The following is a 13552-nucleotide window of genomic DNA, read 5'->3' as shown; positions in this document are numbered from 1 at the left end:
TGATCCCGATGAACAGCACGACGGCTTGAGACTGGTCCCGCGGTCCACCGACCGCGGGACCGGACCCATGACCGTCCCCCATCCGGTGCACCGCCGCCGGGGGTGAGATCCCCCCACCCAGACCGGAGAAATCCATGGGAATACCCGTACAGCAAGAAGCGCCCGCGCCCGACGCGGGCACGAGCGCACGGACCGTCAGCCGCCCCGGTGACCGCGTCTTCGCCGGCCTCTCCCGGGGATCCGGCATCCTGCTGCTCGTGATCATGGCCGCCATCGCGGTCTTCCTCACCACCCGAGCCGTGAGCGCCATCTCCAAGGACCACGGCAACTTCCTCACGACGTTCGAGTGGAACGCCAACGCCACCCCGGCGGTCTTCGGCATCGCGGTCCTGCTCTACGGCACGGTCGTCAGCTCGATCGTCGCGATGGTCCTGGCGGTTCCGATCGCGATCGGCATCGCCCTCTTCATCACGCACTACGCGCCGCGCCGGCTGGCCGGTCCGCTCGCCTACCTCGTCGACCTGCTCGCCGCCGTCCCCAGCATCGTCTACGGCCTGTGGGGCGCGCTCTTCCTGGTGCCGCACATGGAAGGGACGACGGCGTGGCTGGACCACTACTTCGGCTGGACCGTCATCTTCGACCAGACCAACCCCGGCACCGCGCCCCGCAACCTGTTCACGGTGGGCATCCTGCTGGCGATCATGATCCTGCCGATCATCACCAACGTCAGCCGTGAGGTCTTCCGCCAGGTCCCGGCGGCGCACGAGGAGGCCGCGCTGGCCCTGGGCGCCACCCGGTGGGAGGTCATCCGCATGTCGGTCCTGCCCTTCGCACGCTCCGGCATCATCAGCGCCTCCATGCTCGGCCTGGGCCGCGCGCTCGGCGAGACCATGGCCGTGGCCACCGTCCTCTCCTCCTCGGACGTGCTGAGCCTGCACCTGCTCGACCCGGGCGGCGGCACCTTCGCCGCGAACATCGCCTCCCACTACGGAGAGGCCACCCAGCTCGGCCTCAACGCCCTGATCGCCTCCGGTCTCGTGCTGTTCGTGATCACCCTCGTGGTGAACGGCGCGGCCCGGGTGATCATCGCCCGCCGCAAGGAGTACTCGGGGGCCAACGCATGAGCGAGACCATCACCAAGCGTCCGGCCACGGACCCGCGCGTTCCCGGGTCGGCCCTCTCGCACCGCAGGATGCCCCGGTGGGCCCCGGCCGCCATCGCCGCGGGTGCGATCGCCCTCGGGGTGCTGATCGGGGCCGGGGCCGGGCTGTCCAGCAGGATCCAGTGGGGCCTGATCGCCCTGATCCTCTTCATCGCCGGCACCTACGTGATCACCTCCGTGGTGGAGGACCGCCGGCAGGCCAAGGACCGGGTGGCCACCAGTCTGGTCTGGGCCTCCTTCGTGGTCGCCGTCGTACCGCTGTACTCGCTGGTCGAGGAGACCATCGTGCGCGGCGTCAAGGCCCTCGACGGGAACTTCCTCACCCACTCGATGGCGGGGGTGCTCGCCACCGACGACGGGGGCGGTGTCTACCACGCGATCATCGGCACGCTGGAGCAGGTGGGCCTGGCCTCCCTGATCGCCGTGCCGATCGGCGTGCTGACCGCCGTCTACCTCGTCGAGTACGGGCGCGGCAAGCTGGCCCTGGCCGTCACCTTCTTCGTCGACGTCATGACGGGCATTCCGTCGATCGTCTCCGGTCTGTTCATCCTGTCCTTCTGGATCCTCACCCTCGGCTTCCACTACTCGGGCTTCGCCGGCTCGCTCGCCCTGGTCATCCTGATGATCCCGGTCGTCGTCCGGTCGACCGAGGAGATGCTGAAGCTGGTGCCGAACGAGTTGCGCGAGGCGTCCCTGGCGCTCGGCGTGCCCAAGTGGCGCACCATCCTGAAGGTGGTCCTGCCCACCGCCATCGGCGGCATCATGACCGGCATCATGCTGGCCGTGGCCCGCATCGCCGGTGAGACCGCCCCGGTGCTGCTGCTCGTCTTCGGCAACCAGCTGATCAACAACGACCCGTTCAACGGTCCGCAGTCGTCGCTGCCGTACTACATCTACGAGCAGTACGTCAGCGGAACGCCGCAGGCGTACGACCGTGCCTGGTCGGCCGCGCTCGTGCTGATCGCGTTCGTGATGATCCTGAACCTGGTGGCCCGGGCCATCGCCCGCTGGAAGGCCCCGAAGACCGGTCGCTGAGGCGACAATTCCCGGCTCCGCGGGGCGGGGCCCATCGGCGACCGAAGAATCTGGAAGTGACGTAATCATGGCCAAGCGAATCGATGTCAGCGGACTGACCGCCTACTACAGCTCCCACAAGGCGATCGAGGACATCTCGATGACCGTGGAGCCCCGCACGGTGACGGCCTTCATCGGCCCCTCCGGCTGCGGCAAGTCGACGTTCCTGCGCACCCTCAACCGCATGCACGAGGTCACCCCGGGCGGCCGGGTCGAGGGCAAGGTGCTCCTGGACGACCAGGACCTGTACGGCTCCGGGGTCGACCCGGTGTCCGTGCGCCGGGAGATCGGCATGGTCTTCCAGCGCCCGAACCCCTTCCCCACCATGTCGATCTTCGACAACGTGGCCGCGGGCCTGCGTCTGAACGGCGACTACAAGAAGGGCGAGCTCGGCGACATCGTCGAGAAGTCGCTCAGGGGCGCCAACCTCTGGAACGAGGTCAAGGACCGCCTGAACAAGCCCGGCGCGGGTCTGTCCGGCGGCCAGCAGCAGCGTCTGTGCATCGCGCGGGCGATCGCGGTCGAGCCGAAGGTGCTGCTCATGGACGAGCCGTGCTCCGCCCTCGACCCGATCTCCACCCTCGCGATCGAGGACCTGATCGGTGAGCTGAAGGAGCGCTTCACGATCGTCATCGTGACGCACAACATGCAGCAGGCGGCGCGGGTGTCGGACCGTACGGCGTTCTTCAACCTCTCCGCCGTCGGGCAGCCCGGCAGGCTCATCGAGATCGACGAGACGGAGCGGATCTTCTCCAACCCGTCGGTCCAGGCGACGGAGGACTACATCTCCGGCCGCTTCGGCTAGGCCGGCAGGACCCCTCGCGGTGCTGCATGGCGGTGCCACCGTGAGGACGAAAGGGCCCGCCCCGGCTCCCGGGGCGGGCCCGCGTCGTCGGCTGCGGGGGCGCGGAGATCTCCGGCGGGCGTCCTACAGGAACGCCAGGTCCACCAGCCCGAACGCCCCCGCGGCCACCAGCGCGGCGGCCGGCATCGTGATGAACCAGCCCAGGACGATGTTCTTGGCCACGCCCCAGCGGACGGCGTTGAGGCGCTTGGTCGCGCCCACGCCCATGATGGCCGAGGTGATGACGTGGGTGGTGGAGATCGGGGCCCGGAACAGGTACGCCGTGGCGAACATGATCGACGCGCCGGTGGCCTCCGCGGCGAAGCCCTGCGGCGGGTCCAGTTCGATGATCTTGCGGCCCATCGTGCGCATGATCCGCCAGCCGCCGGCGTAGGTTCCCAGCGACATCATCACGGCGGCGACCAGCTTCACCCACACGGGGATCGGGTCGCCGAAGGTCTCGTGGCCGGAGATCACCAGCGCCATCACCACGACACCCATCGTCTTCTGGGCGTCCTGGAGGCCGTGACCGAGCGCCATGCCCGCCGCCGAGACCGTCTGCGCCATGCGGAAGCCGCGCTTGGTCTTGTGCGGGTTGGACCGGCGGAAGATCCACATGATCGCCAGCATCACCAGATAGCCGATGATCAGGCCGACGACCGGGGACAGGATCATCGGGATGACGACCTTGTCCAGCACGCCGTTCCAGTGCACCGTCGTGCTGCCCGCGAGCGCCGCGCCCACCAGACCGCCGAACAGGGCGTGCGAGGAGGAGGACGGCAGACCGAAGTACCAGGTGATCAGGTTCCAGGTGATCGCGCCCACGAGCGCGGCGAAGAGGATGGCCATCCCCTTCGAGCCCTCCGGCGTCGAGATCAGGCCCTCGCTGACGGTCTTGGCGACCCCGGAGCCCAGGAAGGCACCCGCGAGGTTCATCACGGCGGCCATCGCCAGCGCGGCCCGCGGGGTGAGCGCACGCGTCGACACGGAGGTGGCGATCGCGTTCGCCGAGTCGTGGAAGCCGTTGGTGTACGTGAAGAAGAGCGCGACCGCGATGGTCACGATGAGAGCGAAGGTGTCCATCGACGCCTCAGGACTCCTTGACGGCGATGGTCTCCACCGTGTTCGCCACGTGCTCGAAAGCGTCGGCGGCCTCTTCCAGCACGTCCACGATCTGCTTGAGCTTCAGCACCTCGATCGCGTCGTACTTGCCGTTGAAGAGGTGCGCGAGCAGCTTGCGGTGTATCTGGTCGGCCTGGTTCTCGAGCCGGTTGACCTCGATCCAGTACTCGGTGAGGTTGTCCATCGTCCGCAGGTTCGGCATGGCCTCGGCCGTGAGCTCGGCCGCCCGGGCCAGGACCTCGATCTGCTGCTCGACGCCCTTGGGGAGTTCCTCGACGTTGTAGAGGACGACCAGGTCGACGGCCTCCTCCATGAAGTCCATGATGTCGTCCAGGGACGATGCGAGGGCGTAGATGTCCTCGCGGTCGAACGGCGTGATGAACGAGGAGTTCAGCTGGTGGAAGATCGCATGCGTGGCGTCGTCGCCTGCGTGTTCCGCGGCCCGCATACGCTCTGCGATCTCGGCCCGGGCAGATGTGTCCGCCCCGAGCAGTTCCATCAGGAGCTTCGAGCCGGTGACGATGTTGTCCGCGGACGCGGCGAACATGTCGTAGAAGCTCGTCTCCCTGGGGGTCAGACGAAAGCGCACGTGGGGTCCTCTAGGTGCTTCGGTTTCGGTCAGGCTGATGCTAGGCGCAACATCCGGCCACGGCTAATGTGCCGTCCCCCAGTGTCGCCCATCGGCCGGGGCGATCGGCACGGGGGCGGTGGGAGGTCTCGGATCCGCTGCCGGCCAAGGGCCCCATACCCGGGAAAGTTCGGTACGATATACCCACCTGGGGTATATGTCCGTACGTCTTGCAGGAGGACGCGATGACGACCACCGAGGCCGGCGCGACGGCGCCCTCCGACGAAACCACGCAAAACGTGACATACGGGTACCACAAGCAGAAGGAGGAACACCTCAAGCGCCTGCGCCGGATCGAGGGCCAGATCCGGGGCCTGCAGCGGATGGTGGACGAGGACACCTACTGCATCGACATACTCACCCAGGTGTCCGCCTCCACCAAGGCCCTGCAGTCCTTCGCGCTGCAGCTGCTGGAGGAACACCTGCGGCACTGCGTCGCCGACGCGGCCCGGCGCGGCGGCGACGAGATCGACGCGAAGGTCGAGGAGGCCACGACGGCGATCGCGCGGCTGCTGCGCACCTGAGCGGGGCCGGTGCCGGGGTCCCGCGGCCGCGTCCCGGGGTACGGGGTCAGGCGCCCGTGCCGTCCGTGCCGTGCGTGTCGGCCGCGTCTCGCGCGCGGGCACGCTCTTCGGCCACCTTCAGCACCGCGTCGATGCTCTCCAGGCTGAGCCGCTCCTGCGCGGCAGAGGCCGCGATGATCAGCTCTCCGCACAGCTCGATCTCGGCGAGGGCGACGTGGTCCTGAACTGCCGTACCGCCGACCGGAGCCACGTGCATCACCTCATCTCTGCCGTTACCGACTTCCTAGAGTAGGGATCGGCCTACGCACCGCGCATGGCACGGAAGGGCTAGTTCTTGACGCCGGCCGGTCATTCTCGCGCACGGTCCGCTACTCGGCGATCTTCCCCGCGTAGATGTCCTTCGACGCCGGCAACCGTACGTGCACGGGGGTCCCGAAGCCGTACAGCAGGGTTGTCGAGGCGACCGCGACCGTGCTCTTCCGCCGTCCGTTGACGAAGCTGAACCGGTGCCGGATCTTGCGGATGCGGCCCTGGTCGTCGAGGTAGACGTCGAACGGCACCTCGGCCGTGGCGAACCCTTTCGCCGCCGCGGCGAGCGAGGCGCGGACGCCGTGTGAGGCCCTCTTCGCCGCCGCGGCGAGGTCGGCGGTGCCGCGGTAGTGCCGCACCTCGACACCCGCGAACTCGGTACGGCCGAGATACGTCGCCGTGCGCGTGCCGAGCAGCAACTCCGCCGCGGCGTAGGGGTCGGTGGCCCCGCCGGTCACCAGGTTGCCGTCGGAGAGGGTGGCCGTGTCGACCCGTACCCACTTGTCGGCCGGTACGCCCGCGCCCCGGTTCTTCATGAACAGGGCGCCGGGGGCGAGGAGTTCGGTGATCGGCCGGTGCTCGGCGGTGCCGGCCGGGGTCTGCGGCAGCTGCACCCGCAGCCTGCCGACCTGCCGGCGGTAGTCGTAGTCGCCCGTGCCGCGGATGGTGACCCGGGTGTGGCCGGTGGCCATCTCCATCGACGTGCCGGCCTTCGACGTGCCCGCGTCCACCAGGGCGCCGGCGGCGTGGCGCAGGATCCCCACGGGGTCGGCGGCGGCCGGGTCCTCGGCGGCGGAGCCGGTGCCGGCGCAGCCGCCCGCACCCAGGCACACACAGGCCATCAGCCCGGCCGCGACGATCGTCCCCCTGTGCTGCAGCTCCGTCATGGCCTGTCTCCCCCAGCCGGTACGTCCGTCACGGGCTCGTTCCGCTTAACGACGGGTCGGAGGGGCCGTCACGCGCATACCAAGGCTTTACGCGGGCTCGGTAACGTTGTCACCGTGGCGCAGCCGGAACATCGCACGACGACGGTCGAACAGGGCCGGTTCTGTTTCGCACGGTGCAGTTGCGGGTGGCGGGGCCCCGCGCGCCGGGCCCGCAGCCAGGCCCGCACGGACGCCGAGGGGCACATGACCTCCATGCGGTACTAGAGAGGCTGCAGTTCGTCGATGAGGGCGCGGTCGCGGAACTGTGTCAGGCGGCCGCGGGCCGCGGCGGGGGAGAGCCACAGGATGCGGTCCACCTCGTCGTTCGGCGTGAAGTGGCCGCCGGTCGCCTCGGCCGCCCAGTAACGCACCTGTTTGGGGCGGCCGTTGACCATGTAGCGCACGGAGGCCAGCTCGGCCCCGGGCCGGGCGGTGTACCCCGTCTCCTCCGCGACCTCGCGCAGCGCGCCCGCGACCGGGTCCTCGCCGCGCTTCAACTTGCCCTTGGGGTGCGACCAGTCGTCGTACTTCGGCCGGTGGACGAGGCAGATCTCCAGCTCTCCGCCGACCGGGGAACGGCGCCACAGGACGCAGCCGGCCGCCTGGACGAGGGTGTCGTTGGTCTGAGTCACCGGCTCACCGCCTCCTTCGACGGGGTTGACACCTCAGGACGTGCTCACCGCCTGCTTCTGCCAGCACTGCTGGAAGGCGAAGCGGGCCGCCTCCACCTCGTGCCGCTGGTCCGCGTGCAGCACCCCGAGCGCGTAGGCGGTGGCCGGCGCGATGCGCGGGGTGCGGGCGGCCGCGGCCGCGGCGGCGGCCGCCTCGGAGGCGTCGCGGTGGCGGTCCAGGGCCTGGCCCGCGGTCAGCAGGCGGACGTCGACGGGGCCGTCCGTGCCGTACAGCGCCTCGCGGGCGTAGCGGTGCAGGCGCAGCAGCAGCCGGACCTGGTGCCAGGGGGCGTCCTGGGGGTGCGGCGACGGGTCCGGGGAGAGGCCGTGGATCAGGGCCTCGGCGTTGTAGGGGCTGCCCGCGGTGACGAGCGGCAGCGCGGCCACGGCGTCGGTCAGCCGCTCCTCGGCGGCCGCGGCCAGGGGGCGCAGGTCGGTGGTGGGCGCGGTCGCGGTGAGCGGGACCTCGCTGGCCAGGACGGCGACCTGGTCGGCGACGGCGTGGAAGCGGCCCGAGCCCAGGGCCTGGAGGGCGGTGGAGTGCGCCCGGGTCCGGGCCAGTGTCAGCTGGCGTTCGAGCAGGGCGCCCGCCTTGGCCGCGCCGACGGTCAGGTTGCCGCGGTCCGGCGCGGGTGTCTCCGCGGGGGGACCGGCGGCCGTCCGCGACGCGTTCACCGGGAGCTGCTGCGTCCCGGCGGTGCGACCGCCGGCCACCGCGGTCGCCGCCTGGGCCGGGAAGGCCGCGGCCCCCGACAGCCGGTGCAGCGCCAGCAGCAGCCGCTCCAGGCGGCCGGCGTAGGCGTGCTCCATCGACAACGTCCCCGACAGCCACGCCAGTTCGGGGCGCAGGCTCTCGGACCAGTCGGCCTCCAGCAGGGGGCGGAAGGTGTGCAGGCTGCCGCTGATGCGGCGGACCGAGCGGCGCAGGGCGCGCGCCGCGTCGACGGGATCCTCCGTGCCGCCCTGGGCCGCGGCGCCGGTCTCCCGGTGCTGGCGCAGTGCGCGGAGGAACTCCGTGGCCTGGGCCCGCAGATAGCCCGCGAGGGCGTCACCTGTGGGGGCGGGCCCGGCCGTGGGGTCCGTCGGGTCAAGGTGTTGCTGTGCCACGCCGGCGCCTCCGGGCGTCTATGAGCATCTCCTGGATGTTCCGCAGGGGCGCGCCGTCCGCGTCGGTGGCGTGCCGGACCCAGTCGCCGTCCGGCCCGAGGTGCCAGGAGGAAGTGGTGTCGGACATGCCCGTCTCCAGCAGCCGGTTCAGGGCCGCCCGGTGGGCCGGGTCGGTGACCCTGACCAGGGCCTCGATACGGCGGTCGAGGTTGCGGTGCATCATGTCGGCGCTGCCGATCCACACCTCGGGCTCGCCGCCGTTGCCGAAGGCGAAGACCCGGGAGTGCTCGAGGAAGCGGCCGAGGACGGAGCGGACCCGGATGTTCTCCGACAGGCCCGCGACGCCGGGGCGGATCGCGCAGATCCCGCGCACCCAGATGTCCACCGGCACGCCCGCCTGCGACGCCCGGTAGAGCGCGTCGACGACGGCCTCGTCGACCATCGAGTTGACCTTGATGCGGATGAAGGCGGGGCGCCCCGCACGGTGGTGCTGGGCCTCCTTGTTGATCCGCGAGATCAGGCCGTCACGCAGGGACTTGGGGGCGACCAGGAGACGGCGGTAGGTCTCCCGGCGCGAGTACCCGGACAGCCGGTTGAAGAGGTCCGAGAGGTCGGCGCCGACCTGCGGGTCCGCCGTCAGCAGGCCCAGGTCCTCGTAGAGGCGGGCCGTCTTCGGGTGGTAGTTGCCGGTGCCGACGTGGCTGTAGCGCCGCAGGGTGTCGCCTTCCTGGCGGACCACCAGGGACAGCTTGCAGTGCGTCTTGAGGCCGACCAGGCCGTAGACGACGTGGCAGCCGGCCTCCTCCAGCTTGCGCGCCCACTTGATGTTGGCGTGCTCGTCGAACCGGGCCTTGATCTCGACCAGCACCAGGACCTGCTTGCCGGCCTCGGCGGCGTCGATGAGCGCGTCGACTATGGGGGAGTCGCCGGAGGTGCGGTACAGGGTCTGCTTGATGGCGAGGACGTCCGGGTCGTTGGCCGCCTGCTCCAGGAACGCCTGCACGGAGGTGGAGAAGGAGTCGTAGGGGTGGTGCAGCAGGACGTCCCGGCTGCGCAGCGCGGCGAAGATGTCGGGCGCGGACGCCGACTCCACCTCGGCGAGGTCGCGGTGCACGCCGGCGATGAACTTGCGGTACTTCAGCTCGGGCCGGTCGAGGCCGGCGATGCGGAAGAGGCCCGTGAGGTCGAGCGGGCCCGGCAGCGGGTACACCTCGGCCTCGGAGATCTTCAGCTCGCGCACCAGCAGGTCCAGCACCTCGCGGTCGATGGACTCCTCGACCTCCAGGCGCACCGGCGGCCCGAAGCGGCGCCGCATGAGCTCCTTCTCCAGGGCCTGGAGCAGGTTCTCGGCGTCGTCCTCCTCGACCTCGAGGTCCTCGTTGCGGGTCAGCCGGAAGGCGTGGTGCTCCAGCACCTCCATGCCCGGGAACAGTTCCTCCAGGTGGGCGGCGATGACGTCCTCGATGGGGACGTAGCGCCCGGGGGAGCTCTCCAGGAAGCGGGACAGCAGCGGCGGCACCTTCACGCGGGCGAAGTGCCGGTGGCCCGTGACGGGGTTGCGTACCACGACGGCCAGGTTCAGGGACAGGCCGGAGATGTACGGGAAGGGGTGCGCCGGGTCGACCGCCAGGGGGGTCAGGACCGGGAAGATCTGGTGCCGGAAGAGGGTGAACAGGCGCGCCTGCTCCTTCTCCGTCAGCTCGCTCCAGCGGACCAGGTGGATGCCCTCCTCCGCGAGCGCGGGGGCGACGTCCTCGTGGTAGCAGGCGGCGTGCCGGGCCATGAGCTCGCGCGAGCGGGCCCAGATCATCTCCAGCACCTCGCGCGGCTGGAGTCCGGACGCCGAACGGGTGGCGACACCGGTGGCGATACGGCGCTTCAGACCGGCCACCCGGACCATGAAGAACTCGTCCAGGTTGCTGGCGAAGATCGCGAGGAAGTTGGCCCGTTCGAGCAGGGGCGTGTTCGGGTCCTCGGCGAGTTCCAGGACGCGCTCGTTGAAGGCGAGCCAGCTTCGCTCCCGGTCGAGGAAACGGCCCTGCGGCAGCTGGGGCCCGTCGTACGGCGACTCCTCGTAGGCGTCGAGGTCCGCGTCGATGTCGGGTTCCAGGTCGGACACCGCGGCGGCCACCGTGTGCGGGCGGTGCGCGGCGATGGAGCCCACGGAGGGCTGCGCGTGCTGGACCGGTACCTGGGCTTCTTGCTGGCTCATGAACCCATTCTTCCGCGCCCCGAGCGATACGGGCGCGTCGGAAAGCGCGGGAGGCAGGGCGTTCACGGAGCGGATTGCGTCCCCGCCCCCCGCGGGCCCCTCGGGGGGCGGCGAAGGCTTCGGCACGGAGGGCGTCATTGGCCGAGCGTCGCAAGCCCGTCTGAACCGTTGGTTACGGCGACATGGCGTGCGGGATATCTGGGCGCGGCTCCCGGGCGCCCGCGCCGGCCGCCCGCGGTGCCCGTCGACGTGGCGGGGCGGGCGGGACAGCCGCCTGCGGAGGGGTGGGAAAGCCGTGCGCTCAAGGGCGGGGGGAGCTGTCCGCGCGGGGCCGGAGGGGCCGGAGGGGCCGTGCGGGGAGGGGCGGGAGCAACTGCCCTGCAGGGGGGTGGGAGGGCCGTTCGCGCAGGGCGGGGGAGCTACCCGGGGAGGGCGGCGGGAGCCGTCTGCGGAGGGGGCCGTCCGTGCGGGTCGGGAGGGTCGTGCGTCCGCGAAGGGGCGGCGGGAGCCGTCCGCGCAGGGGCCGTGCGTCGAGAACGCGGATGGTCCTCCCGTCCGGGAAGGGCGGGAGGACCATCCGAGGGGCGGGTGTGTCACACGGCGCGGCGGCGCAGTACCGCGAAGGCGGTGGCCGTGGCGAGGGCCGCGAGGGCCAGCAGGACGCCCGTCTCCAGGAGCTGGCGGGGCCAGTAGTCGGGGGAGGGGAGGTACTCGCGGCCGAAGCGGGCGATGTGGTGGGCGGCCAGGCAGTGCCGGTCGGTGTAGCAGCCGGGGTCGGGGACCCGGGCGCCGGTGGTGTCGATCGCCCAGCTGCGGGAGTGCAGGTCCGGCTGCTGGTATCGGCCCTGGAAGGGCCAGTGGTTGCCGCGGAAGGCGTAGACCAGGAAGTACGCGAAGCCGCTGAGGGCGAGCGCGGGCAGCGTACGGCGCACCGCGAGGCCGATGAGCGCGCCGAGGGCCAGGCCGAGCAGGGGCGCGGCGAGGGTGGCCGGGCCCAGGGAGAAGTAGAGGGCGCGGGGGCCGATGCCGGCCACCAGCAGATTGCCGTGGGCGTGCCACAGCTGCCGGTAGAGCGCGACCAGCAGGCCGTCGCCCAGCACGAGGAAGCACGCGGGCACGGCCAGTTTGGCGGCGAGCCAGCGGGCGGGCGAGACCGACTGCGTCCAGGCGAGCTGCGCGGTGCCCTCCTCCAGCTCGCGGGCGATCAGCGGCCCGGCCGCGAACAGGGCGACGGCGAAGGAGGCGAGCGTGATGAGGGTTTCGGGGTCGTAGAAGAGGTCGTTGTAGGCGCCCGAGGTGAAGGCGAACAGCGTCGCCGAGGACGAGGAAGCCTCCAGCACCCCGCCGTAGCCGTAGGACTCGAGCTTGCGCTGGGTGGCGTCGGCGGCGGGACCGGTCAGCCACAGCAGGAAGCCCGCGGTGGCGGCGACGAAGGCGAGCCAGACCCACAGCGCGGTCCGGTGCAGCCGCAGCACCGTCCAGAGCAGGCCGCGGGGGCGGGGGAGGGAGCGGCGGGCGGACGCGGGGGCCGGGAGCGTGGCGGTGGTCATGCCGTCACCGCCAGGGGGGCCGCGGTGGTGCCCGGGGTGAGCAGGGCGGGCACGTCGGGGGAGCGCAGATGGGCGAGCAGGAGTTCCTCCAGGGACGGTTCCTCGGTGGCCCAGGCGCCCTCGACCGGGCCGTCGCGGCGGATCAGCGCGGTCGTGCCGCGGCCGGCCGTACGGGACTCGACGACCGTGTGCGGGGCGAGGTCGGCGGGTGTGCCGCGGCCGGTGACCACGGTGTGCGCGGCGAGCAGGTCGTCGATGCCGCCGCCGAGCCGTATCCGGCCGCCGGTCAGGAGCAGCAGGTGGTCGCAGGCGTCGGCGAGCTCGCTGACGATGTGCGAGGACATCAGCACGGTGGTGCCGTGTTCGGCGGCGTCCGCCATCAGCGCGCCCATCAGCTCGTGCCGGGCGAGCGGGTCGAGGTCGGCCATCGGCTCGTCGAGCAGCAGCAGCTCCGGCCGCTTGCCGAGGGCGAGGGCGAGCGCGACGCGGGTGTGCTGGCCGCCGGAGAGGCCGCTCACCTTCAGGCCGGGGTCGAGCGAGCCCTGTTCGACGATCGCGGCGGCGCGGGCCGCGTCCCAGCGGCCCGGGTTGAGCTCGGCGCCCAGGCGCAGGGTCTCGGCGATGTTCAGCCGCGGGTAGAGCGGCTTGTGCTGTCCCAGGTGGGCGATGCGCTCGCGGTGCTCGCCGGGCGGCCCGCCGAGCACGGTGAGCGTGCCGGAGGTCGGCCGCAGCAGCCCGGCGGCGAGTGACAGCAGCGTCGACTTGCCCGCGCCGTTGGGGCCGACCAGTGCGCTGATCCGGCCGGCGGGCAGGCGGAAGGAGCAGCCGTCGAGGGCCGGCGGTGTCCTCCTGCCGTACCGCATGCCGAGCCCGGACGCCTCCAGGGCGACGGCCGGGGTGGTGCTCGTGGAACTCACTGGTCCCCCTCAGGGAAGAGCTCGTCGGGTTTCGGGAAGTGGGTGTCGAGGACGGCGCCGAACAGGGCGTCGACGTCCTCGCGGTCCAGTCCGGCCGTACGGGCGCGCCGCGCCCAGGCGTCGAGTCCGGCCCGCAGGGGCGAGTCGGCCGGCTGCGCGCCGAGCGTCCTGCGGACGAAGGTGCCGAGCCCGCGCCGTGCCTCGACCAGGCCCTCGCGCTCCAGCTCGCGGTAGGCCTTGAGGACGGTGTTGGGATTGACGGCGGTGGCCTCGACCACCTCCCGGGCCGTGGGCAGCCGGTCCCCCGGCTCCAGCAGGCCCAGCCGCAGGGCCTGTTTGGTCTGCCGGACGATCTGGACGTAGGTGGCGACGCCGGAGCGCCGGTCGATGCGGTACTCGACCACTCGTACAACCACCCTTTCACTAATTGAGTAGTGAAAGGGTGGTGGAAGGGTGCGGCAAAGTCAAGCGCGAGCCTGTGAACCGATCCGGTACGGCCGTCCGAT

At 71.4% G+C, this 13552-nt stretch carries 14 protein-coding genes; 4 read left to right on the top strand and 10 right to left on the bottom strand.

What is annotated here, in order from left to right; genetic code table 11:
• The first annotated feature begins 134 nt into the window (after positions 1 to 134).
• From pstC to pstB, 3 genes are all read left to right on the top strand, one after another.
• Complete coding sequence (gene pstC, locus ACJ9NR_RS18580; RefSeq protein WP_412488696.1) at positions 135 to 1124, top strand: phosphate ABC transporter permease subunit PstC; 990 nt, start codon at positions 135 to 137, stop codon at positions 1122 to 1124.
• The gene (pstA, locus tag ACJ9NR_RS18575; RefSeq protein ID WP_412488695.1) at positions 1121 to 2197 is read left to right on the top strand and encodes a phosphate ABC transporter permease PstA; all 1077 of its coding nucleotides are present in this window, start codon (positions 1121 to 1123) and stop codon (positions 2195 to 2197) included. The genes pstC and pstA overlap by 4 nt, the downstream gene beginning before the upstream one ends.
• 67 nt (positions 2198 to 2264) lie before the next feature.
• The gene (gene pstB / locus ACJ9NR_RS18570) at positions 2265 to 3041 is read left to right on the top strand and encodes a phosphate ABC transporter ATP-binding protein PstB (protein ID WP_412488694.1); all 777 of its coding nucleotides are present in this window, start codon (positions 2265 to 2267) and stop codon (positions 3039 to 3041) included.
• 123 nt (positions 3042 to 3164) lie between these two features.
• Here pstB and ACJ9NR_RS18565 read toward each other — a convergent pair whose 3' ends face one another.
• On the bottom strand, positions 3165 to 4163 hold the full coding sequence (locus ACJ9NR_RS18565) for an inorganic phosphate transporter (protein ID WP_412488693.1): 999 nt from the start codon (positions 4161 to 4163) through the stop codon (positions 3165 to 3167).
• A 7-nt stretch (positions 4164 to 4170) separates the two neighbouring features.
• Positions 4171 to 4791, bottom strand: coding sequence for a DUF47 domain-containing protein (locus ACJ9NR_RS18560; protein WP_412488692.1), 621 nt, complete (start codon positions 4789 to 4791; stop codon positions 4171 to 4173).
• A gap of 224 nt (positions 4792 to 5015) precedes the next feature.
• Between ACJ9NR_RS18560 and ACJ9NR_RS18555 the strand changes: the two genes are divergently transcribed.
• Positions 5016 to 5354: a metal-sensitive transcriptional regulator gene (locus ACJ9NR_RS18555; protein WP_412488691.1), complete on the top strand. Its 339-nt coding sequence runs from the start codon at positions 5016 to 5018 to the stop codon at positions 5352 to 5354.
• Between the two features lie 46 nt (positions 5355 to 5400).
• Here ACJ9NR_RS18555 and ACJ9NR_RS18550 read toward each other — a convergent pair whose 3' ends face one another.
• The 8 genes from ACJ9NR_RS18550 to ACJ9NR_RS18515 all read right to left on the bottom strand — a co-directional run bounded on the left by ACJ9NR_RS18550 (position 5401) and on the right by ACJ9NR_RS18515 (position 13450).
• Positions 5401 to 5610 carry a hypothetical protein gene (locus ACJ9NR_RS18550; protein WP_412488690.1) on the bottom strand — a complete coding sequence of 70 codons (210 nt, stop codon included), beginning with the start codon at positions 5608 to 5610 and terminating at the stop codon, positions 5401 to 5403.
• A gap of 112 nt (positions 5611 to 5722) precedes the next feature.
• Positions 5723 to 6550 (bottom strand): SCO4651 family lipoprotein, encoded by an 828-nt coding sequence (locus ACJ9NR_RS18545; protein ID WP_412488689.1) that lies wholly within the window; start codon positions 6548 to 6550, stop codon positions 5723 to 5725.
• Between the two features lie 260 nt (positions 6551 to 6810).
• Positions 6811 to 7221: an NUDIX hydrolase gene (locus ACJ9NR_RS18540; protein WP_412488688.1), complete on the bottom strand. Its 411-nt coding sequence runs from the start codon at positions 7219 to 7221 to the stop codon at positions 6811 to 6813.
• Positions 7222 to 7254: 33 nt separating this feature from the next.
• Positions 7255 to 8367, bottom strand: a complete 1113-nt coding sequence (locus ACJ9NR_RS18535; RefSeq protein ID WP_412488687.1) for a CHAD domain-containing protein — start codon at positions 8365 to 8367, stop codon at positions 7255 to 7257.
• Positions 8348 to 10717: an RNA degradosome polyphosphate kinase gene (locus ACJ9NR_RS18530; RefSeq protein WP_412488686.1), complete on the bottom strand. Its 2370-nt coding sequence runs from the start codon at positions 10715 to 10717 to the stop codon at positions 8348 to 8350. Before ACJ9NR_RS18530 ends, ACJ9NR_RS18535 begins: the two co-directional genes overlap by 20 nt.
• 455 nt (positions 10718 to 11172) lie before the next feature.
• Positions 11173 to 12129 (bottom strand): ABC-2 membrane transporter-related protein, encoded by a 957-nt coding sequence (locus ACJ9NR_RS18525; RefSeq protein ID WP_412488685.1) that lies wholly within the window; start codon positions 12127 to 12129, stop codon positions 11173 to 11175.
• Positions 12126 to 13046, bottom strand: coding sequence for an ABC transporter ATP-binding protein (locus tag ACJ9NR_RS18520; RefSeq protein ID WP_412488684.1), 921 nt, complete (start codon positions 13044 to 13046; stop codon positions 12126 to 12128). The genes ACJ9NR_RS18525 and ACJ9NR_RS18520 overlap by 4 nt, the downstream gene beginning before the upstream one ends.
• On the bottom strand, positions 13043 to 13450 hold the full coding sequence (locus tag ACJ9NR_RS18515) for a GntR family transcriptional regulator (RefSeq protein ID WP_412488866.1): 408 nt from the start codon (positions 13448 to 13450) through the stop codon (positions 13043 to 13045). The genes ACJ9NR_RS18520 and ACJ9NR_RS18515 overlap by 4 nt, the downstream gene beginning before the upstream one ends.
• Positions 13451 to 13552 lie beyond the last annotated feature (102 nt).

This window comes from Streptomyces sediminimaris, assembly GCF_047049295.1.
GTDB lineage: Bacteria > Actinomycetota > Actinomycetes > Streptomycetales > Streptomycetaceae > Streptomyces > Streptomyces sediminimaris.
This window is presented reverse-complemented; position numbering and strand designations above follow the sequence as displayed.